We start from the raw sequence: 22,295 nt of genomic DNA, 5'->3' as shown, positions 1-22,295 counted from the left end.
CCGCATGAGCATGTCGTGCTGCATGCGCTGGCGAAGCGGCGAGATAGGTGCATCGGTCGACGGGGTAGCCATGGCGAGTTCCTCTAGTTGAAGGGAACTCCATGGTCGGCTCGCCCGCCGCCACCTGCTCAAAGGCTACGAATACTACGCCATCTCAGGCCAAGGCGCCCCTCCCGCGAAGCGGGTTCGTGCATGGGGCGCAAAGCGGACGACCGCGTGATAAACGCGCGGCATGACCAGCAAAGACGCGAAATCACACGATGCGCACCAAATGTTGCCCAAGATGTTGCCCGGACCGCCATTCTAAAGGGCAAAAAAGCTCAATTTCTGTCTAAATAGAGCAGAAAAGTTGGGATGCGAGTGGGTATTGATGTTTTTCAATTACATAGGAACTATTCGTGGCGGAGAGAGCGTCACCTCTATGCGTCGTTAGACACAACTGCCATGTCGCATCTATGTCGCGTCGAGTAGCCGAGTGCCGTTGAAAATCGTTGGAAATCAACGGAACCTAGTCGCAACATGAATGCGACATGAAACAACCGGCGCGTCGTCTAAGTGCTTGATTTTAATGGTACCGTTGGCTGGGCTCGAACCAGCGACCTCCGGATCCACAATCCGGCGCTCTAACCAACTGAGCTACAACGGCACGCCGCGACCACAAGGGACGACAGCCCGCGAGGGCTTGCCTGTCGGCGAGCGGTGCATACGGGCTATCGCATCTTAATTCAACCCTGTTCGCGATCCAACCGGAAGGATTCGTCGTCGCAGGGAAATTCACTTTCGGGAGAAAGGCGGGCCGCCTTCCGAATTCGGGAGGCGTGCCGCGATGACCACGGACGCGGTCTAAAGGAAAAGCCGACAAGCGCAGCGTTGCCCGCCAAGGTCGGTACCCTATGAGCCAAGCAAACAAGAAAAAGGCCGGCGGGAGGAGGTGCCGGCCTTTTCCTTTTACGAGCCGGCGGGAGGAGGTGCCGGCTTTACTCCGGAAGGAAGCGGGAGGAGGTGCCGCCTTCCGGTATTCGTTTCAGGGCGTCATCGTGCCCCTTATAATCGATCAGGCGACCTTGAGTTCCTTGACGGCCTTCTCGAAGACGGTCTTCATCGGGCCTGACACCTTCTCGGCAGCCTTGCTGGCGGCGGACTGGAAATCCTTGGCCTGCTCGACACCGGCCTCGACGCGCTTGCGCAGGAACGAGGTCTGGAGTTCGACGACCTCGGAAAGGGTCTTGGCCCCAATCAGGGCCTCGAGATGTGCGAAGCCGGCCTCAGCGTTGTCGCGAATGGCGGAGAGCGTCTTGAGCGAAAGATCGCTGGAAACAGACTTGGCGCTCTCGAAGGTGGTCTCGAGGGCCTTCTGCGTCTCTTCCGCGCCGCTCTTCATTTTCGCATAGGCTTCCTTCGACTGCTCGACGCTCTTCTCTGCGAAGGCGCGGAACTGGTCGGTCGCCTTGGAGGCGTCGAAGCTCGGAAATTCGATGTTGTCGATGAACTCTGCTGTTGCTTTCTCTGCCGTCTTGGCCATTTTCCTGTCCTTTGATCGATGCGGCTTGGAAGAAGCCGTCTTGTTTCGGGATAGGGATTATATAGATCATTCTTTTGTGCAGTGCAACAAAATTTGTGCGACGCACCATAAATGGCTGTAAACATTAACCAAACCGCGAAATTGCCGTATTGCGGCCACCACGTCTGTGGACGGACACTGCGATCCGGTTTTATTAATAAAGGGTTAAGGGCGGCCGCCGCTCGAACCTCTCAATCCAACGTGTCGGGAGCCGCATGGCGCAAGCCTCCTATTCATTTCTTGACGTCGCCGGACTGGATGTCGTGCGCCAGCGTTTTGCCGCGGGCGACGCACTCGTCATACTGTCGGCCGACCTCGAGGAAGTGATCTGGGCCAACGGCCCGGGTGCTGCGCTGTTCGGCCACGACGACGTCGAGCCGATCTTCGGCGCGGACGCCCCGCTCGGTGCCGCTGCGAAGCGCCAGATCGCGGCGCTGCGCGGCTTTCCGCAGATCGGGCAGGACAAGGCCCTCCTGGTGCGCGTGACGCTCGGCGTCTCCAGCGAGGCGGTGCGCTTCCTTGCCAGCACGGTGACGCTGCCCGACGGAGAACGCGCCATCCTAATGGCGCAGCCCGCAATCGAAACGGAACAGCACAAGGCACTGACACGCGCCATCGGTGGGTTCTCCCAGCCTGGCCATTTCATCGCCTTCATCGACAGCGCCGGGGCGATCGAGGCGGCCACGCCGGGCTTCGAGCGCCTGGGGCTGCCGGCATCGACGATAGCCGCGCTGGCTGGCGAATCGGGCGATGCCCAGCGCGTCGTGAAAAGACTTCTGGAGGGGCGGCACGGTCCCCTGCCCGCCGGCTTGGCGCGGCTGACTGAAAACCGAAGCCTTGTGGTCGTGGTCGATGAGAATTGGGCCGACGACCAAGGAGACAGTGCGCAAGCCGAAGAGCCGGACCCGGTCGGTCAGGTGCGCGAAATCTGGCAGCTCGGCAGCCATGGTTTTGCGGCGGTGGAAGATGAGCCGGCCGTCGTGGCCAAAGCCTCGGTGGAGGACTGGTCGAACGCAGGCCCGGAAGACGACGCGCCTAAGCCAGCGGTTGCGCTGGAGCCTGAAACCATCGTTCGAGACGATGCCGAAAGCTTGGCGCCCGCCTTGGCCATGGAAACGGAGGCTGCCGCAGAACAAGCCGCGACGAGCTTCGAGGAAGTCGAGGTCGAGGAAGCGCTGGAGGAAGAGCACCCTGCCCCGCAACAGCCCGCGAGCACCGAACGGACGATCATCGGGCGGACGGCCGCACCGGCACGCTTCGTCTGGCGGACGGACGCGGAGGGCAGGTTCAGCCAGGTGTCGACCGAATTTTCTGGCGCGGTGGGCGCAGCCGCGGCCGATGTCATCGGCCGGCGCTTTTGCGATGTGGCCGACGCATTCGGCCTCGACCCGACCGGAGAAATCGCCGGCCTGCTGGCGCGGCGCGACACATGGTCGGGTCGAACGGTATCATGGCCGATCGCCAAGACGGACCTCAGGGTTCCGGTCGACCTCGCGGCGCTCCCCGTCTACGACCGTGGAAGGGAGTTCCAGGGCTTTCGCGGCTTCGGCGTGGCGCGGGTGGCGGAAGCGGCGATCGACCCGGCGGGAACAGGGCTTGCGCTGCCGCGCATTCCGCTGCCAGAGGAAACCGTGGACGACGGCGCACCGGCTGCAAAGCAGGATGCTTGGGCATCGACGCCGGATCACGTCGAGGCGGTCGCGCCCGAGCCGATAGCCGAAACGCCCCACGATCCTTTCCAGGGCGAGAAGCCGGCGATCGAGCTGACGCCCGTTCCCGACCGCCGGCAGTCCGACAAGGTCATCCGGCTCGCCGAGCATCGACCGCCGGCACAGGAGCATCCGCCGGGCGGCGGGAGGCTGCTTTCACCGGGCGAGCGCATGGCCTTCCAGCAGATTGGCGATCGGCTGAAAAGAGAGGGCGCCAAGGCGACGCTGCAACGCGAAGACGACAAGGCCGCGATCCAACCGCCAAAGCGCGATACGGCCGACGAGGGCAAGCTGCATTCACAAGCGGACGAGGCCGGTTCGACCGAAGCTGTGACGGAGTTGCTGGAACTGGACGGCACGACCGGAAAATCGACCGAGCCGACGTCCGGGCACGGTTCGCAGTTGCAGCCTGCTGCCGAAGCCGAGACCAAGACGACCCTGGAGGCTCCCCGGCGCAAGGGAGAGCGGCCCGGCCTCTCGCTGCTTGATTTCGCGAAATGGGAGAAAGACGGGGCTGCGGAAGCGGCCGCGCAGGTCGAAATGGAGGAAGCCGCTGAAGCGACGAAAGTGGCGCTCGAACCGGCGGAAGCCGTCCACGAGGCATTGAGCCCGACGACCACTGCTGAGACCTTTCCAGAGGCAAGCCCGGACGCAAAGGCAGACGGAGAGGCTGGCGGAACGGAAGATGCTGTGCACGCGGAAGCGCCGCTGACCGACGCCGATGGAACTTCGGAGACCGGGAACGCGCTTTTTGCCGAGACGGATTTCGAGCCTGTCGAGCCAAGCGCACTTGAGCCGGTTGATTATGCCGATTCATTGGCGGAAGCTGCGTCGCGACCATCCGGAAGGAGCGATGGCGGGCTGTCGATCATAGAGAAGCTGCCGGTGCCGGTGCTGGTTCATTCCGGCGACGTTCTGCACTACGCCAACGAGGAATTCTTTGCCCTGACCGGCTACGGCTCGCTTGCCGAGCTTGCCAACGCCGGTGGGCTCGATGCGCTTTTCGTCGATCCATACGAGGACGAGAATGCCCAGAACGACGGCGAGCCGCAGAAACGCACCGACCGACACATGCGGATCAGGACGCAGGATGACCGGGAGTTTCCAGTCGAGGCATTCCTGCAGTCCATTCCGTGGGATAATGGCAAGGCACTTGCGCTGGTTCTTTCCCGCATTAAGGACGGCGTTGCAGGCGGACAATCGTCGCTTATCGCGCAACTCGAGGCGCGCGTCGCGGAGATGCGCACCATTATCGACACGGCGACCGACGGCGTCGTGCTGATTGGCGCGAACGGGCATATCCGTTCGATTAGCCGTCCGGCGGAAGCGCTGTTCGGCATGGACAGCGACGAGGTCGCGGGCAAGCCATTCAGCTCGCTGTTCGCGATCGAGAGCCAGAAGGCGGCGCGCGACTATCTCGCCGGCCTGACCGACAATGGCGTCGCGAGCGTGCTCAACGACGGGCGCGAGGTGATCGGCCGCGAGGCAGAGGGGCGCTTCATCCCGCTGTTCATGACGATCGGCAGGCTGCCGGGCGACAGCGGTTTCTGCGCAGTGGTGCGCGACATCACGCAATGGAAGCGCGCCGAGGAGGAACTGACACAGGCGCGAGCGAGCGCCGAGCGCGCGTCCTCGCACAAGAGCGAATTCCTGGCGCGGGTCAGCCACGAGATCCGGACGCCGCTCAACGCCATCATCGGCTTCTCGGAACTGATGCTGGACGAGAAGTTCGGCCCCGTCGCCAACGATCGCTACCGCGACTACCTGCGCGACATCAATCGATCGGGCAGCCATGTGCTCGACCTCGTCAACGACCTGCTCGACATCTCCAAGATCGAGGCGGGCCAGCAGGAGATGAGCTACGAGGCTGTGTCGCTGAACGAGACGTTGGCCGAGACGGTTGCGCTGATGCAGCCACAGGCCAATCGCGAGCGCGTCATCATCCGCTCAAGCTTCGCGTCGAAGCTGCCGGACGTGGTCGCCGACCTGCGCTCGGTACGCCAGATCTCCCTGAACATCCTCTCCAACGCCATTCGCTACACGCAGGCCGGCGGACAGGTGATTGTCTCGACCGCCTATGAATCGCATGGTGAAGTGGTGATGCGGGTGCGCGACACCGGCGTCGGCATGACGCCGGCCGAAATCGAGCAGGCGCTCAAGCCCTTCAAGCAAATCAACTCGCTGCAGCGGACACGCGGGGACGGTACCGGGCTCGGTCTGCCGCTGACCAAAGCAATGGTCGAAGCGAACCGCGCGAAGTTTTCCATCCACTCTACGCCCGGAGAGGGCACGCTGGTGGAGATCGCTTTCCCGTCGACGCGCGTGCTGGCAGACTAAGCGGCCTTTGGCTCCGCCTAATCGCCTGCGTTAAACAGGATCATTGGATCGCCGGTTGCAGTCACAGGTGGCGCCTGGAATGTCAGCCGAATTGCCTCCAGCATCAGGAGCGGCGGTGCCATCTCGGCGGCCAGGGTCTCGATCCTGTCGCGAAGCGGCTTTGCATCGTCCGGATTCTTGTCGATGAGATTGATGTTCTCGGACGGATCCTGCGCCAGATTGAACAATTCAACCGACTGCGGCAGCGTCGCTTTCCAGACGAGCTTCCAGTCTCCCTGGCGGACCGCGCCGGCAGTCGGATCGACATTATAGACGACTTCTGTGCGCGGCGACGGCTGGCCTTCGGCAAGGGCGGGCCAGATGTCCATGCCGTCAAGAGGCTTCGCCTTTGCCGTGGTTGCACCCACAAGCGTTGTCAGCGTCGGGTACATATCCGCAACATGTATCACTGCATCGACCGGCCCGGACTTGATCTTGCCCGGCCAGTTCGCGAGCGCAATCGCGCGCGTGCCGCCCTCGTAGAGCGTTCCCTTGCCGTCGCGGAACGGTCGGTTGCTGGCCGGCATACCGCCGGAGACCTTCGTGTCGCCGGCAAACAGAGAGTTGGTCACGCCGCCATTGTCCGAATGAAAGACGATCAGTGTGTCGTCGCGCATACCGCGCTCGTCGAGAGCGTCGAGCACCTTGCCTATGCCGTCGTCCATGACGGAGATCATCGCCGCATAGGCGCGCCGGTTCTCATCCTCTATATGGGCATACCGGTCGAGGTATTCCTGCGGCGCCTGGAAGGGCGTATGCGGCGCGGTGAAGGCCAGATAAAGGAAGAGCGGCTTCGAACCGTCGTGGTCGCGTACGACGCGGGCGGCCTCGTTGCCGAAAAGGGTGTTGTCGAAGCCCTCCTCCTCGATCGGCGTGTTGTCGCGATACCAGTCTGGCACGCCGTGAGACGAATGGGTGAAATGGTCGATTTCGCCGACCAGCGCGCCGTAGAAATAATCGAAGCCTCGCTGCCGCGGCCAGAACTCCTTGTTCGCATGGCCTAGGTGCCATTTGCCGACCAGCGCAGTCGCGTAGCCGGCTTCGCCCAGCGCCTGCGGAAGAAGATATTCGTCTGTCGGCAGGCCATAGGTGCCTGCACCGGGAATGACCCCAGTCTGCAGACCGTAGCGCAGGGGATAGCGCCCGGTCATGAGCGCCGCACGCGTCGGCGTGCACATGGGCTGCGTATAGAACTGCTCCAGCGTCGCGCCTTCGGCGGCCAGCCGGTCGAGGTTCGGGGTCTTGATGTCGGAGCCACGAAAGCCCGCATCGGCCCAACCCATGTCGTCCGCCACGATGTAGAGGATGTTGGGCTTGTTCGAGGCGGCGTTTGCCTGCGTCGCAAAAATTCCGGCCAGAGCGGACGGGCCGGCGGCCATCCTCGCAATCTGCACCATTCCCGTCGCAGCACCTGCCAGCAGCATGTCTCTGCGTGTCAACCCAAGACCGGAAGGTGTGGCCCTATCTGTATCCGTCGTCATGTAATCCTCCGAGCAAGGCCCGCGGCGTCGATCGCCGGGCGCACCTCGCCTGATGGCTGGCACCTTTAGCTTGTCCACATTATGGTGCTATCCGTTTTGCGCAAAAAGATGGCCGCAAGCCGTGAACCGCCTTTTGCACTCCGCTTTCTCAGAGACGATCGAACTTCTGCCCGACGAACTCGTCGACGCGGCATCGATGACGCTGCTTGAAGTCGATGTGCTGTCGGCAAAGGGCGGGGTGTCAAGGATTCGAAAGAACGGCTCGCTCGGTGGGTGGACGTTCGATACCGCGACCCTCAATGCGCATGTCCGGGCGCGCGGCGCGTTCGCGAAAGACCATGTCGTCGTGCTCACCGTCATGCGCGGCGGCGACGCCACGATCTGCGGCGCGCCGCTTCATGACGGGATGATACTCATCCTGCCTGATGGAGCCGAGATCACCGCGAGCATTCGCAGCGAAGTGATCTATTCAGCCTCGGTTCTGCCGGTCGATACCTGGATGAGCGTCGTCGAAGTGGCGACCGGCGGAGCCGAACCCAACGCCGTCGAACAGCCCCACGCGATCCTGCAAAACCCCGAAAGATGCGCGCACATGGCCAAAGCGCTTACGTCCGCGATCGGCAGCTTCGACAGCCCAGACGGCTCCGGCTCGGAGATGCCCGGCGCCTACATCGACTATCTGGGTGCTGTCGCCTCGACGGTCGCCGAAGCAGACCAGGGCGCGCGGCACCTCAACCGTTCGTCGCGCCACAGGCAGCGGCAGGCATGGCTGGCCGAGGAACTGATTCACGCAAGGCTGCACGAACCACTGTCCGTGATGGGCTTGTGCCGCGAGATCGGTGTCAGCCGGCGGCAACTGGAATATGCGTTCGAAACAACCTTCGGTGTCGGCCCGAGGGAATATGTGCGCCTGCTACGCCTGAACGAGAGCCGGCGGCAGCTCAAGTCGGGGCGCGCCAGCAGCGTCACCGACATCGCGATGGGCGTCGGGGTCACGCATCTCAGCCGCTTCGCCCAGAGCTATCGGCACCTGTTCGGCGAAACGCCGCTGCAGACGCTGCGCGGCGATAAAAGCTGAGCGGCCGTCTCGCAGCGAAACAGCCTGAACACGTTCCCGTGATCGATGTGGCCAGGCAGTACATACGGTGGCGTCAGCCAAGACCATCCATTTGAAACTGGTCAACAATTCTCCAGTTTAGAATTATTCTAACCAATTGATTTCGTGTCGATTTCCCCTGACCTTATCTTGACGCTTTCGGTCAGATTTCAGATAGAGGGCCGGTTCCGCACCCGGAACCAGGGAAGAGCCAGTGCCAAACCCTTGACCCTCGACGGCCAGGAGAGACACATGAATACCATCAGGAATTCCGCGGCGGCAGCCTTTGCAGCAGCCTCGCTTTTTGGCGGCACCGCCTATGCTGACGGCGTCGTCAATATCTACACCTATCGCCAGCCAGCCCTGATCCAGCCGGTTCTCGACGCCTTCACGGCCGATACCGGCATCAAGACGGAAGTGCTGTTCCTCGACAAGGGTCTTGAGGAGCGCGTGCAGTCCGAGGGCACCAACTCGCCGGTCGATGTCATCATGACCGTCGACATCTCGCGCCTGACCAAGGCCAAGGAAGCCGGCATCACGCAAGCTCTGGTAGATGACGTCGTCAATGCCGAAATCCCGGCCGAATATCGCGATCCGGAAGGCCACTGGTTCGGCCTGACCAAGCGCGCACGCGTCGTCTATGCCTCGAAGGACCGCGTCAAGGACACGGCGATCACCTATGCCGACCTTGCCGACCCGAAGTGGAAGGGCAAGATCTGCATCCGCTCGGGCCAGCACGACTACAACCTCGCGCTGTTCTCGGCCGCAATCGAGCATTGGGGTCCGGAAAAGACCGAGGAGTGGATGAAGGGCCTGAAGGCCAACCTTGCCAAGAAGCCCGACGGCGGCGATCGTCCGCAGGCCGGCGCGATCTTTGCCGGCGAGTGCGACATCGCGCTCGGCAACACCTACTATGTCGGCCTGATGCGCACCAACGAGAAGGAGCCGCAGGAGAAGGAATGGGGCAACGCGATCAACGTGATCTTCCCGACCTTCGAGAACGGCAAGACGCACGTCAACATCTCGGGCGCCGCGCTCGCCAAGAACGCGCCGAACCGCGACAACGCCGTCAAGCTGCTGCAGTTCCTGGCTAGCGACAAGGCACAGCAGATCTATGCCGAGAAGAACTACGAGTATCCGGTCGAGCCGGGCCTCGAGCCTTCCGCCGAGGTGAAGTCGTTCGGCGAACTGAACGCCGACACGCTGTCGCTTTCCGAGGTCGCCAGCCACCGCAAGGAAGCGTCCGAGATGGTCGACCGCGTCGGACTCGACGACGGTCCGTCGAGCTGAGCCCGACGGCTGCAACGGGGCTTTTCGCCGACGCCAATCGAGGCCGGGCCATATGCGCCCGGCCTTTCGCGTGAGGGGGACATGACAGCTTGACGGGTTTGCATCGCCCTGCCCTGCCCTACGGAAGCGGCGTTTCGCCGGACGCCGGACGGCTGGCGCGCGCGGTAAAACGCCCGCACCATCCCGGGCTGAGGCTCGGCGCGCTGCTGGTGTGCGCAATCGTCCTGCTGCCCGTCATCTCGCTCGCCTATGTCGCGCTTTCCGGTACGGGCGAGGACTGGCCGCATCTCGTGCGCAACGTGTTGCCCGGCGCCAGCGTCACCACGTTCAACCTGCTGGTCATGGTGGCGATTGGAACGTCGTCGATCGGGGTCGCATCGGCCTGGATGATGGTGGCCTACGAATTTCCGTTCAGGCGCACGCTGTCATGGGCGCTCGTGCTGCCGCTCTCAGTGCCGGCCTATCTCGCTGCCTACGCATTCGCGGAGTTCTTCCATTTCTCCGGACCGGTGCAGACATTCTACCGGTCGATCTTCGGCTTCCAGTCGGCGCGCGACTACTGGTTTCCGGACATCCGCTCAACGGCCGGATGCGCGCTTGTGCTGTCGTCGGTGCTTTATCCGTATGTCTACCTGACAACACGCATTGTTTTCCTGATGCAGGGACGCAACATCGCAGATGTCGCGCGCACGCTCGGCGCGAAGCCGGGCCGGGTATTCTGGCGCGTGCTGCTGCCGGTGGCGCGGCCGGCAATCGTGGCTGGCGTCGCGCTGGCGCTGATGGAGACGATCAATGACATCGGCGCGGCGGAATATCTCGGCGTGCGCACACTGACGGTGGCCGTCTACCAGACATGGCTGGCGCGCGGGAGCCTTGAGGGCGGCGCGCAGATCGCGCTCATCATGCTGCTGCTGGTGTTCGCCATCCTGGGCGCGGAGCAATGGGCGCGATCGAACCAGCGCTTCCATACCGGCCGCGCGACGCACATGAAGGCACACCCGCCGCGCGTCGTCCTGAAGGGCTTTCGCGGGCCGCTGGCGACGCTGCTCGTCACCCTGCCGGTTCTGCTGGGATTCGGCATACCGGTGTTCGTGTTCGGCCAGTACGCGATGCGCCGACTCGACCAGTTCGCTTCGCCCGAGTTGGCGAACGCGTTTTTCAACACGGTGATGACCGCCAGCACCACGGCTGTGATTACCGTGGCGCTGGCGCTCTTCCTGCTCAACGCGACGCGCCTGGTGCGTTCGCCGGATGTGGCGGTGACCGTCCGGCTGGCGTCGATCGGCTACGCCTTGCCGGGCGGCATTCTCGGGCTTGGACTGCTCTTCGTGCTCGCCCGCTTCGACAACACGCTCGACAGCTTCATGCGCACCTACTTCGACCGCTCTACCGGCCTTTTGTTGATGGGGTCGGCGGCGGGCATCGTCATTGCCTGCACGATCCGCTTCCTCGCCCTTGCGGAGGGCTCGATCCGCTCCGGGCTGGAAAAGCTGCCGGGCCGTCTCGACGAGGCGGCGCGCAGCCTTGGGCGGACGCCGATGCAGAGCGCGGTTTCAGTGCTGCTGCCGTTGCTCGCGCCGGCCATCCTGACGGCGGCCGTGCTCGTCTTCGTCGACACGGCGAAGGAGCTTTCGGCGACAATCCTGCTCAGGCCCTTCGGCTTTTCGACGCTCGCCACCCATGTCTACGAGAACGCGTCGCGCAGCCAGCCACAGGACGGGGCAGCGGCGGCGCTGGTGATCATCGCGACCGCACTCGTGCCGGTGTTGGTGCTGTCACGGGCGCTCGCCCGGGATCGCGAAGCAACGCTGTGAGCGGCCAAAAAAAAGGCGCCTGGAGGGCGCCTTTGAGGTCGAATTGCTGTGACAACGGGGCTTGAGCGAATGTCGCCTCCTCGGGGGATCAAGAGGAGCGGGATTTCTCCCTCAAGTTGGTCCAGACTATCCACGCACGGCGCTTAACAAATCCTTACCGGCCCGGAAAAATCTTTACGAAAGTGTATCACCTGTGAAATCTAGGTAAATTCACCGGTTACCGATCGTTTACCAAGACGCGGCGTCTTCAGTCGCGCAACTCTGCCAGATCGCGAAACAGCTCCAGCGCCTGCGGATTTGCAAGCGCCTCCCTGTTCTTGACCTCGCGGCCATGGACGATGTCGCGCACGGCGAGTTCGGTGATCTTTCCCGACTTGGTGCGCGGAATGTCGGCGACCGCCACGATCTTCGCCGGCACATGGCGCGGCGAGCAGCCGGTACGGATTTTCAGGCGAATGCGCTTCTCTAGGTCCTCGTCGAGCTTGATCCCCTCGGCAAGGCGCACGAAGAGCACCACGCGCACGTCGTGGTCGAAATCCTGACCGATGCAGAGCGCTTCGGCGACTTCCGGCATGTGCTCGACCTGATTGTAGATTTCCGCCGTGCCGATGCGCACCCCGCCGGGGTTGAGCGTGGCGTCGGAGCGGCCGTGGATGATCATTCCGCCATGCTCGGTCCATTCGGCGAAGTCGCCGTGGCACCAGACATTGTCGAAGCGCTCGAAATAGGCAGCGCGGTATTTCTTTCCGTCTGGATCGTTCCAGAAGGCGACCGGCATGGACGGGAAGGCCTTCGTGCAGACGAGTTCGCCCTTCTCCTGCCGGACAGACTGCCCGGCGTCGTTCCAGACATCGACGGCCATGCCAAGGCCCGGTCCCTGAATTTCGCCGGACCAGACCGGCTCGGTCGGCACGCCGAGAACGAAGCAGGAGACGATGTCGGTGCCGCCGGAAATGGAAGCGAGATGCACATCCTGCTTGATGCCTTCGTAGACGAACACGAAATCCTCCGGCGACAGAGGCGAGCCGGTGGAGGAGACGGTGCGGACGGTGGATAGGTCGTGGCTATCGATGGGCTTGAGCCCCGATTTGCGCAGCGTGTCGATAAACTTCGCGGAGGTGCCGAAATAGGTCATGCCCTCGGCATCGGCGTAGTCGAAAAGGATGTTGCCGTTGGGATGGAAGGGCGATCCGTCATAGAGCAGCAGCGTAGCGCCAGTAGCCAGTCCCGACGCCAGCCAGTTCCACATCATCCAGCCGCAGGTGGTGAAATAGAACAGGCGGTCGCCGTCCTTCACGCCGCCGTGGAACTGATGTTCCTTGAGATGCTGCAGCAGCGTGCCGCCAGCGCCGTGCACGATGCACTTCGGAATGCCGGTCGTGCCTGACGAATAGAGAATGTAGAGTGGATGATTGAATTCCGTTCGCACGAAGCTGATGTCCTTCGCTTCGAAGTCGGCGAGCGCGTCGTCCAGCGCCACGGCGTTCCGCATGGCGGTCACCGCTTGCCTTGCCGTGCCGAGATAGCTGACGATGATCGCCTGGCGCACGCTCGGGAGCTTGGCCAGGACCGCCTGCACCTTGGCTGAAACGTCGTTCTGCTTGCCGTTGTACCAATAGCCGTCCGGCGCAATGAACACGACCGGCTCGATCTGGCCGAAGCGGTCGAGCACGCCTTGCTCGCCGAAATCGGGAGAACAGGACGACCAGACGGCGCCGAGCGAGGCAGCAGCGAGCATACCGGCGACCGCTTCGGGCATGTTGGGCATCATCGCCGCGACGCGATCGCCTTTTTTCACGCCGATCGAGACGAACAACTGCTGGAGGCGCGAGACGAGTGCGTGCAGTTCATCCCATGACAGGCGGCGTACGACCTTGTCCTCGCCCTTGAAGACGATGGCGTCGCCGGAACCCTTCTTTCGCAGGAGGTTCTCTGCGAAGTTCAGCGAAGCATCCGGAAAAAAGGACGCGCCGGGCATTTTGTCGCCGTCGGCAAGGCCGTGTTCGCCCTTCTCGCCGATGACGCCGCAGAAATCCCAGACGAGGCTCCAGAATGCGCTGCGGTCCTCCACCGACCAGCGGTGAAGATCGGCGTAGGTGGAAAGCGATATGCCCGTCAGCTGGGAGGCTGCATCGGTGAAGGCCTTCACAGGCGCGGCGGCTGTGCGCTCGGGCGAGGGCGTCCAGAGCGGGGCGTTATCAACCATTAATCGTTCTCCCAAGGGCGGTCCTTTTTGCATATGCGCTTCCCGACGGGCAAGATGCGTTTCGGAATGTCGAGATTCGTCGACTTGCGCCATTCATGGGCCACAAAGGCTTGAAATTGCTTCGGCCGGGTTTGACGAAGGCTGACTTTGTTGGGAAGTGAGCGGCGACGGGTTCGCCGGTCGGACGATCTCCCCGGGGCGGAGCTGACAAGAACGGATGGCTGCATCCACGTTAAGGCGCACGGTCTGGGGCATCGCCGCGGTGGTCGGCCTCGCCGTGCTGGCCGGGCTTGCGCTGCCCTTAATCGCCTCCACGCGCCTCTCCAGCGACCGCATCGCGGAAGAGATGAGCACTTGGAGCGGGCTCGATGTATCGATCGCCGGTGCGCCAAAGGTCGGCGTCTGGCCGAACCTGCATGTCAACCTGACCGACATCCGGCTGTTGCTGCCTGACGGCACGCTGGTCGCCTCGGCCGAAAGAGCGCAAGTCGATCTTTCGGCGCTTGCCGCGCTGGGCGGCGACATCGATTTCACCGCCGTACGCTTCAACAATCCCGCCTTACGCTTGGACCACTACGGAAAGCTGCCTGCTCTCCCGCGCAACGGCAGGATAGCGCTTGCCTTGGCAACAGCCCGTTCTCTTGTAGAGGAAGCCTCCGGAACGCCGGATACTTCTCGCCTGCCCGCCGACAATTTCGGGACGATCGAATTCGTCAACGGCCGCATCATACGGCCCTTCGACGCCATGGACATTGCGATCGCGACCGACATCAATGGCCGGATATCGTGGCCGGCGCTGAACGGAAGAATAGGCGCTTTCGCGAAAGGCGTGCTCAAGGGTGAGTCGCTGGCAATTGAATTCTCGTCGGCAAGCCCGCTGCTGCTGCTCGGTGGGGCGGCTACGCCGGCCACGCTCTCGCTGAAATCCGGACTCACCGACGCCGCCTTCGACGGGACGGCCAGCCTCGGCAACAACCCCTATGTGGCGGGCCAGGCGCGCTTCTCGACGCCATCCGTCGGAGCGCTGCTAGCATGGTCGGGCGCCGGCCTTCCGGTACGGCCCGCCATCGAGGTGATGACGGTGGAGAGCCGGATCATCGGCGACCCGGCGCGCGTGCGCTTCGAGGATGCCAGGATCATGCTGGACGGCAGCACCGCACGCGGCGTGCTCGACCTTTTGTTGAGCGGCGGTACGCCAAAAGTGTCGGGTACAATGGCGTTCGATACGCTCGAGCTCGGAGCGTTTCTGTCCACCTTCACGCCATTCGATCCGATGACCGGCGAAGGGCCGGGCAATATCGACGCGGACTTCGCCAGCCTGCTCAATCTTGACCTTCGGCTGTCCGCGCCGCGCGCCACGCTGGGAACCATCGCTTTGACGGACATGGCCGCGACGGCGCGGGTTGATGGCCGGCTGGCGGCTTTCGACATCTCTGATGCTTCCGCGCTCGGCGGCGACATACAGGCTGGGCTGCGCTTCGACCACAAGGACGAAGGCGCACAGGTCGAGTTGCGCCTGCTCGCTACTGATGTCAGCGGCGACGCATTGGGGGCCGCCACAGGCATGGAGAATTTCCTGCCAAAGGCAGGCGGAACGCTATCGCTCATCCTGAAGGGTGTAGGCGATAGCTGGGACGAACTCATGGCGCGTGCGAACGGGTCGTTCTCGGCCAGCTTCGGCCCCGGCACGCTGCCCGGCATGGATATCGACGCCCTGCTGGCGGATGCGAAGGGCGACGCCCCTTTCACACTCACTGCGGTCGCAGGAACCGGATCGAAGATCGACGCCATGGAGATTAAAGCTGTAGCGACCGACGGCGTCGCGCGGATCGACAAGGTCGAGATCCGGTCGCCGCTCCACCGCGTCACCATGTCGGGGACCGTGTCGCTGGATGGCAGCAGCGTCGCGCTGACCGGCAGCATCGCGCCTCCGCAGCAGGCCAACGCCAGCCAGGCAGACGCCGCTCCTGCTGCGACATTCCTCATTAACGGCTCATCAAGCGACGCGCTCGTTACGCCCACCAAGGGCCTGAGCTCGGACTAAGCTCCGGGTCGGATCGTAAATGCCTAGCCCAGCCGCAGTGCAGCCTGTTCGTCGCGTTGGCGCTGGACCTCGCGGCGCTTGTTGACGACCGATGCGATCAGCACGCCGCCGGCGACGACCGCGATCATCAACGTGCAGGCTGCGTTGATTTCCGGCGTCACGCCGAGACGCACCTGGCTGTAGATTTTCATCGGCAGCGTGGTGGCGCCCGGTCCGGAGGCAAAGCTGGCGATAACGAGATCGTCCAGCGACAAGGTGAAGGCCAGCATCCAACCGGAGACAATAGCCGGCAGGATGACCGGCAGCGTGACCTGGAAGAATGTCTTCACCGGCGGCGCGCCGAGGTCCATCGCAGCCTCTTCCAGCGAACGGTCGAAACTCATCAGCCGCGCCTGCACGACGACCGCCACGAAGCACATGGTGAAGGTGATGTGGGCGAGCGTGACCGTGAAGAAGCCGCGGTCGAGGCCGATCGCGACGAACAGGAGCAGTAGCGACAGGCCAGTGATCACCTCCGGCATGACCAGCGGCGCAAAGACCATGCCAGAGAACAACACTCGGCCGCGAAAGCGCGTGTAGCGGGTCAGCGCGAGCGCGGCGAGCGTGCCGAGCACCGTGGCGACGGTCGCCGAGATGAAGCCGACGCGAAGCGTGACCCATGCGGCGTCCATGAGCCCCTGGTTCTGGAACAGCGACACATACCAGCGCGTCGAGAAGCCGCCCCAGACGGTGACGAGCTTGGAATCGTTGAAGGAATAAATGACGAGCAGAACGATCGGCAGATAGAGGAAGGCGAAGCCCAGCACGACCGAGACGATGTTGAAGCGGCTCCAGTTGCTCATGGTGTCACCGCCCCTGCTCTTGTGCACGGGCCTGCGCGAACTGGAAGATCATGATCGGCACGATCAGCAGCAGGAGCAGGATGACCGCGACGGCGGACGACACCGGCCAGTCCCGGTTGGCGAAGAACTCGTTCCACAACGTCTTGCCGATCATCAGCGTCTGCGACCCGCCGAGCAGGTCGGGGATGACGAATTCGCCCACGGCCGGGATGAAGACCAGCATGCAGCCGGCGATGACGCCCGGCAGCGATAGCGGGAAGGTGATCTTCCAGAAGGCGCTGATCGGCGTGCAGCCAAGATCCTGCGCCGCCTCGATCAGCGAATAATCCATCTTCTCCAACGCGGAATAGAGCGGCAGGATCATGAACGGCAGGTAGGAGTAGACGATGCCGATAAAGATCGCCGTATGCGTGTTCATGATGATCAGCGGCGTGTCGATGATATTCAAGCCGAGAAGCAACTGATTGAGCAGTCCCTCAGGCTTGAGGATTCCCATCCAGGCATAGACGCGGATCAGGAAGGACGTCCAGAACGGCAGGATGACCAGCATGAGTAAGGTCGGCCGCCAGGCAGCCGGCGCACGCGCCATGCCATAGGCGACGGGATAGCCGACGAGAAGCGCGAAGAAGGTCGAGACGGCGGCGATCCAGAGACTGGAGACGTAAGCGTTGAAGTAGAGAGGGTCTTCGGTCAGCCAGACATAGTTGTCGAAATTGAGCTCGCGAAGCTGGTCGAAGAACGCCGCCAGCCCATCTTGCAGGCTGAACACCGGAGTGTAGGGCGGCATCGCGATCGCCGTCTGGGACAGGGAAATCCTGAAGACAATGACAAAGGGTATCAGGAAGAAGAGCAGCAGCCAGAGATAGGGAACGATGATGACGAGGCGGCTCGTCAGCGCCTGGACCATGCGATCGGCAAAGGAGGGAGCGGCGGGCTGCGCTGCGGTGGGAAGGGAAGCGGTGGCCTCTGCCATTGGGTCACCTACCGCGTCAGCACGACGCCGGCGTCCGGCTGAAAGGAGATCCAGGCGCGGTCGTTCCAGGTAAGCGGATCATCGCTCACGCGCGAGGCATTCAGCGCGCTGGCCTTGACCACCTGCCCGTCGTCCAGCCGGACGTGATAGACGGTCATGTCGCCGAGATAGGCGAGGTCGTAGACCTCGCCTTCCATGGCGTTCACGGTCCCCTCAGGACGCTTGGACGAAACCTTGATCTTCTCGGGTCGCACGGCGAAGGCGACCGTGTTGCCGGCCGCCGCGTCGCCTGCGTTTTCGACGAGAATCTGCGCGCCGCTGGCTCCGGTGATGCGGGCGGTGGCGGCTTCGCGCGCCGCGACCGTGCCCTCGAACATATTCACGTTGCCGACGAAGTTGGCGACGAAGCGCGAGGCTGGCGCCTCATAGATCTCCGCAGGCGTGGCGACCTGCATCAGGTTGCCTTTGTCGAGGATGGCGATGCGGTCGGCCATGGTCATCGCCTCTTCCTGATCGTGGGTGACGATCACGAAAGTAAGGCCGAGCGACTGCTGCAGGTCCATCAGCTCGAACTGCGTCTCCTCGCGCAGCTTCTTGTCGAGCGCACCGAGCGGCTCGTCCAGCAGCAGCACCTTCGGGCGCTTGGCGACGGCCCTTGCAAGCGCGACGCGCTGGCGCTGGCCGCCCGAAAGCTGGTGCGGCTTCCGTTTGCCGAACTGCTCGAGCTTGACGAGCTTCAGCATCTCGGCGACGCGCGCCTCGATCTCGGCCTTCGGCGTACCTTCCTGTTTCAGGCCGAAGCCGATGTTGGCCTCGACCGTCATGTGAGGGAAGAGCGCATATGACTGGAACATCATGTTGAGCGGCCGCTTGTAGGGCGGGATGCCGCGCAAATCCTGCCCGTCGAGAAGGATGCGGCCCTTGGTCGGCTCGTCGAAGCCGGCGAGCATCCGGAGCAGCGTGGACTTGCCGGAGCCCGAGCCGCCCAGCAGGGCGAAAAACTCGCGCTCGTAGATGTGGAGCGTCAGGTTGTCGACGGCGGTGAAATCGCCAAAGACCTTGGTGACGTTCTCGAACGAGATGTAGGGCTTTGCCGAGGGATCGTTCCACGGCGCGAAGGAACGCCTGATACTGCCGAGCGACTTCATGCCGATGCTACCCCCGAAACTTCGCCCCTCAAAGAAAAACCCCGGCGTTTTTGGACGCCGGGGTTTGATGTCAGATCACTGGCCGGTGACGACCTTGGTCCAGCTGCGCGTGATGAGGCGCTGTGTCTTCGGATCGTAGGGCGAAACGGTGAAGAGCTTCGCCAGCGTCGCCTCGTCCGGATAGATCGCTGGATCGTCGATGATCTCCTTGTCGACGAACTCCTGCGAAGCCTTGTTGCCGTTCGGGAAGTAGATGTAGTTGGTTGCCTTCGCCGCGACTTCCGGCTTCATCATGTAGTTCAGGAACTCGTGCGCTTCCTCGATGTTCTTGGCATCGGCCGGAATGGCGAGCTGGTCGAACCACATCTCCGCGCCCTCGGTCGGGATCACATAGTCGACGATGACGCCCTGATCGGCTTCCGCAGCGCGATCGCGTGCCTGAAACACGTCACCCGACCAGCCGATGGCGAGACAGATGTCGCCGTTGGCGAGCGCGTTGATGTATTCCGATGAATGGAACTTGCGCACGTAAGGCCTGATCTTGAGCAGCGCTTCCTCGGCCTTGGCGATGTCCTCGGGCGAGGTCGATTCCGTATCGATGCCGAGATATTTGAACGTGGTCGGGATGATGTCCGTCGGCGAATCGAGGATGTAGACGCCGCAATCAGCGAGCTTGCCCAGCTTCTCGGGATTGAAGACCACGTCCCAGCTGTCGATCTTGTCGATGCCGAGCGCCTCCTGGACCTTCTTCTGGTTGTAGCCGATGCCGACGGTGCCCCACATGTAGTTGATGGAGTATTCGTTGCCGGGATCGTACTTGGCCGTGCGCTCCGACACGACATCCCACATGTTGGCGAGATTCGGCAGCTTGGACTTGTCGAGCTTCTGGAAGACGCCGGCCTGAATCTGGCGGGCAAGGAAGTTGCCGGTCGGAACCACGACATCGTAGCCGCTGCCACCGGCGAGGAGCTTGGTCTCAAGGAGTTCGTTGGAATCGAAGACGTCGTAAACGACCCTGATGCCGGTTTCCTTGGTGAAGTCCTGAATAATCGACTCGTCGATATAGTCGGACCAGTTATAGACGTTGACGACGCGATCCTGTGCGAAGGCAGCTCCGGTCACCAGAGCGGCGATCGCGGTTGCCGCTGACGCCAATGCTATTTTTCTTATCATCCCATTCCCCTTGTTGTTGGTCACCGGCAACGTCCTCCTGATCCGCGCCGATACTGGCATAGGGGTGAGCCTATTTAGGTTTTTAGACGGCGACAAGGTTTGAATCGCCGGCGGGACCGAACGTCGCGTCAATTGGGTGCGGGGATACCCGTGACGCCGGGCCGGGCGGGCGCTGACATCCGGCGGAATTGAAGTCCTATGTGGACCAACAGGGCTGCGAAGATGACCGCGCCGCCGACCAGTGTCCGAGCCGACGGAACCTCGCCGTGCACCAGCCATACCCAGACCGGGCTGAGCAGCGTCTCGAAGGTACCGAGCAGCGCGGCGAATGCCGCCGGGATCAGCCGCGCGCCGGTCGCAAAACAGGCCAGGCCGAGCCCGAGATTAAGCGCGCCAAATGCGAACAGCCACGCCATGTCATGGCCGGACACTGCTAGGCTCCCGGCCTGGCTCGCGGCAAACGCAGCCGCGATGATCGTGCCCAGGCAGGTCGCCGGCGTCATGCGCACATGCGAGTAGCGCCGCGTGATGACCGTCGCGGTGGAGAAGGCGAAGGCAATCAGCAAGGCGAGGCTGTCGCCGACGGGCGAAACCGTGCCGTCGAAAGATTCCGAGACCATGATGGCTACGCCGCATATGACCGCGCCGATCGCGACCCAGGTGGCTGGCGACACCCTTTCGCGAAAGAAGATGAAGGCCATCAGCGCGGCGATCAGCGGGACGCCGGCCTGCATGAGGACGACGTTTGCGACCGTGGTGTGCGCGATCGCAATGACGAAAGAGGACGAGGCGGTGGCGAAACAGATGCCGACGGCGATGCCCGGAACGCCCATGTCGCGAAAGAGCCTTAACGTGCCGCGCACGCCGTCCCGCAACAGCATGAAGCCGATCAGGAAAATTGTAGCCCAGACCGAACGCCAGAAGACAACAGCCCAGGTGTCGGGCGTTTCTATGAAACGCGCGATAGTCCCGCCGAAGCTCCAGAACAGGGCAGACAGGAAGACGAGCAGGAAGCCAAGTTGCTCCTCGCGCCGCGAAACATGCGGCTTGCCTTCGGTTTGGGTGGCTGCGTCGGTCATGGCCAAAGGTGGTTGAATTTCATCGGGAGCACTGCACTGAAGGCGACATGCGCTGCCGATCCGGCGTAAGGCAAAGCCTGCAGGGCGGCATGATCCAGCATAGGCTTGCGGTTGGGACAAATCCACGGCGTAAGCGGTTTGCCGATGCTGATGCTGCCACGTATGGTCGCCCAGCCGACTCTGTTGCCGGCGTTCCAAGCGGGGGGCGTGGATGCGATATCTGGTGGTGGCCGACCTTCACTACGCGCTGCCGCAATATGACTGGGTGGTCAACGTGGCCGGCGAGTTCGACGTCGTCATCATGGCCGGCGACCATCTCGACCTCGCTTCCGTGGTGGACTGGCGCGCGCAGACAGTGGTCGTGCGCAAATATATCGAGCTCATTGCCGCCAGGACGCATCTGGTCACCTGCTCCGGCAATCACGATCTCGACGCGCGTGACGGGGCTGGCGAGAAAGTGGCGAAATGGATCGGCGAACTGGGGCATTTCGGCGTGCTGGCGGACGGGCAGTCGATCCGCTGCCAAGGCACCCTGTTCACCGCCTGCCCGTGGTGGGACGGGCCGCTGACGCGCGACCGGATAGCGGCGCAGCTATCCGATGCCGCAGCGCTTCGTGATGGCGGGCCGTGGTTCTGGATCCACCACGCACCGCCCGACAAGTCGCCGACGAGTTGGGACGGGCACCGCTATTTCGGCGACGAGCCGCTGGCCGACTGGATCGGGACATTCCAGCCCGACATCGTCTTCTCAGGCCATGTGCATCAGTCGCCCTTCGTCAGCGAAGGGTCATGGGTCGACAGGATCGGCAGGACCTGGGTGTTCAACGCGGGACGGCAGTACGGCGCACCACCGTCTCACATCGTCATCGACACGGAGGAGCAAGAGGCAGTCTGGTTCTCGGCCGCCGGTGTGCAGTCGGTGCGGCTCGACCAGCCGCTCCAACGGCCTGTGCCACAGCTTACCGCCCTGCCAGGCTGGGTCGAGGGCTTCGTCGTCAGATCGATGGATCAGGTTGCCGGTCGGAGCCCGGCCTGAAGTCCGTTTCCGGCTGGTTGAGCAGGCTGGCAAGCACCTCGCTCACCATGCCAAGGTGGTTCTTCTGGCCCGCATACTGGCGCTTCAGATCGACCAGATAGGTGGTCGCCGTATTCAGCCTTTGGGCGAGCAATCGCGCGACGACGAGCGCGATCTCGGGATCAGACTTCATGAACGCCGCCGCGTCGTCGAAGACATAGACCTTCGCGGCAGACAACGCCTTCACTGTCGCGGTGTGCGGGACGTCCAGCAGAACGGACATTTCGCCAAAGACCGAACCGGCCTCGTTGACAACCGCCACGGGTGTGTCGCCGCGCGCCACCTCGACCGTACCCTCGGCCAGCACGTAGAGCTTTCCCGACCGCTCGCCTTCTGACAGCAGGACGGAGCCGGCCGTAAACTCGACCTTTCTACTGTCGTCCAGACGTTCAAGAACAGAGCGCATCGCTTTCCCGCCGCCAATGCGG

General features: G+C 63.0%; 15 protein-coding genes and 1 tRNA gene. 6 read left to right on the top strand and 10 right to left on the bottom strand.

From position 1 onward, the window contains the following. Window positions 1-569: 569 nt before the first annotated feature. Together ABMA32_RS08570 and ABMA32_RS08565 are read right to left on the bottom strand one after the other, a co-directional pair. Window positions 570-646: transfer RNA gene (locus ABMA32_RS08570), tRNA-His, on the bottom strand. A gap of 408 nt (window positions 647-1,054) precedes the next feature. Beyond that, window positions 1,055-1,522: a phasin gene (locus tag ABMA32_RS08565; RefSeq protein ID WP_349013274.1), complete on the bottom strand. Its 468-nt coding sequence runs from the start codon at window positions 1,520-1,522 to the stop codon at window positions 1,055-1,057. A 254-nt stretch (window positions 1,523-1,776) separates the two neighbouring features. On the opposite strand from ABMA32_RS08565, the gene ABMA32_RS08560 reads away from it, so the two are divergent. Continuing rightward, entirely contained in the window at window positions 1,777-5,607 is a 3,831-nt protein-coding gene (locus ABMA32_RS08560) for a PAS domain S-box protein (protein WP_349013273.1), read from the top strand. 17 nt (window positions 5,608-5,624) lie between these two features. Here the strand turns inward: ABMA32_RS08560 and ABMA32_RS08555 are convergent, their stop codons facing one another. Further along, complete coding sequence (locus tag ABMA32_RS08555) at window positions 5,625-7,127, bottom strand: arylsulfatase B (RefSeq protein WP_349013272.1); 1,503 nt, start codon at window positions 7,125-7,127, stop codon at window positions 5,625-5,627. Between the two features lie 121 nt (window positions 7,128-7,248). On the opposite strand from ABMA32_RS08555, the gene ABMA32_RS08550 reads away from it, so the two are divergent. The 3 genes from ABMA32_RS08550 (at window position 7,249) to ABMA32_RS08540 (ending at window position 11,327) form a co-directional block, all read left to right on the top strand. Then, complete coding sequence (locus ABMA32_RS08550) at window positions 7,249-8,205, top strand: helix-turn-helix domain-containing protein (protein ID WP_349013271.1); 957 nt, start codon at window positions 7,249-7,251, stop codon at window positions 8,203-8,205. A 270-nt stretch (window positions 8,206-8,475) separates the two neighbouring features. Continuing rightward, window positions 8,476-9,513: a Fe(3+) ABC transporter substrate-binding protein gene (locus ABMA32_RS08545; RefSeq protein WP_349013270.1), complete on the top strand. Its 1,038-nt coding sequence runs from the start codon at window positions 8,476-8,478 to the stop codon at window positions 9,511-9,513. Between the two features lie 152 nt (window positions 9,514-9,665). Then, window positions 9,666-11,327 carry an ABC transporter permease gene (locus ABMA32_RS08540; protein WP_425475504.1) on the top strand — a complete coding sequence of 554 codons (1,662 nt, stop codon included), beginning with the start codon at window positions 9,666-9,668 and terminating at the stop codon, window positions 11,325-11,327. Window positions 11,328-11,574: 247 nt separating this feature from the next. On the opposite strand, the gene ABMA32_RS08535 is transcribed toward ABMA32_RS08540, so the two are convergent. Continuing rightward, the gene (locus ABMA32_RS08535) at window positions 11,575-13,533 is read right to left on the bottom strand and encodes an acetoacetate--CoA ligase (protein ID WP_349013268.1); all 1,959 of its coding nucleotides are present in this window, start codon (window positions 13,531-13,533) and stop codon (window positions 11,575-11,577) included. 217 nt (window positions 13,534-13,750) lie between these two features. Here ABMA32_RS08535 and ABMA32_RS08530 point away from each other — a divergent pair, with 217 nt between their 5' ends. Further along, window positions 13,751-15,577: an AsmA family protein gene (locus tag ABMA32_RS08530; RefSeq protein ID WP_349013267.1), complete on the top strand. Its 1,827-nt coding sequence runs from the start codon at window positions 13,751-13,753 to the stop codon at window positions 15,575-15,577. 23 nt (window positions 15,578-15,600) lie between these two features. Here ABMA32_RS08530 and ABMA32_RS08525 read toward each other — a convergent pair whose 3' ends face one another. From ABMA32_RS08525 to ABMA32_RS08505, 5 genes are all read right to left on the bottom strand, one after another. Beyond that, window positions 15,601-16,419 carry an ABC transporter permease gene (locus tag ABMA32_RS08525; RefSeq protein WP_349013266.1) on the bottom strand — a complete coding sequence of 273 codons (819 nt, stop codon included), beginning with the start codon at window positions 16,417-16,419 and terminating at the stop codon, window positions 15,601-15,603. Window positions 16,420-16,423: 4 nt separating this feature from the next. After that, window positions 16,424-17,392 (bottom strand): ABC transporter permease subunit, encoded by a 969-nt coding sequence (locus tag ABMA32_RS08520; RefSeq protein ID WP_425475485.1) that lies wholly within the window; start codon window positions 17,390-17,392, stop codon window positions 16,424-16,426. A gap of 8 nt (window positions 17,393-17,400) precedes the next feature. Further along, on the bottom strand, window positions 17,401-18,540 hold the full coding sequence (locus ABMA32_RS08515; protein WP_349013265.1) for an ABC transporter ATP-binding protein: 1,140 nt from the start codon (window positions 18,538-18,540) through the stop codon (window positions 17,401-17,403). 75 nt (window positions 18,541-18,615) lie between these two features. Then, on the bottom strand, window positions 18,616-19,713 hold the full coding sequence (locus ABMA32_RS08510; protein ID WP_349013264.1) for a polyamine ABC transporter substrate-binding protein: 1,098 nt from the start codon (window positions 19,711-19,713) through the stop codon (window positions 18,616-18,618). A 128-nt stretch (window positions 19,714-19,841) separates the two neighbouring features. Next, window positions 19,842-20,792, bottom strand: coding sequence for a DMT family transporter (locus ABMA32_RS08505; protein WP_349013263.1), 951 nt, complete (start codon window positions 20,790-20,792; stop codon window positions 19,842-19,844). A 211-nt stretch (window positions 20,793-21,003) separates the two neighbouring features. Between ABMA32_RS08505 and ABMA32_RS08500 the strand changes: the two genes are divergently transcribed. Then, window positions 21,004-21,828 (top strand): metallophosphoesterase family protein, encoded by an 825-nt coding sequence (locus tag ABMA32_RS08500; protein WP_349013262.1) that lies wholly within the window; start codon window positions 21,004-21,006, stop codon window positions 21,826-21,828. Here the strand turns inward: ABMA32_RS08500 and ABMA32_RS08495 are convergent. Continuing rightward, complete coding sequence (locus ABMA32_RS08495) at window positions 21,788-22,273, bottom strand: Crp/Fnr family transcriptional regulator (protein WP_349013261.1); 486 nt, start codon at window positions 22,271-22,273, stop codon at window positions 21,788-21,790. The two genes, ABMA32_RS08500 and ABMA32_RS08495, sit on opposite strands and share 41 nt — an antisense overlap. Window positions 22,274-22,295 lie beyond the last annotated feature (22 nt).

Origin of the sequence: Mesorhizobium quangtriensis (assembly GCF_040081925.1) — a bacterium.
Lineage (GTDB): Bacteria > Pseudomonadota > Alphaproteobacteria > Rhizobiales > Rhizobiaceae > Mesorhizobium_K > Mesorhizobium_K quangtriensis.
The sequence above is the reverse complement of the archived record's forward strand: the minus strand, read 5'-3'. Positions and strand labels throughout refer to the sequence as shown.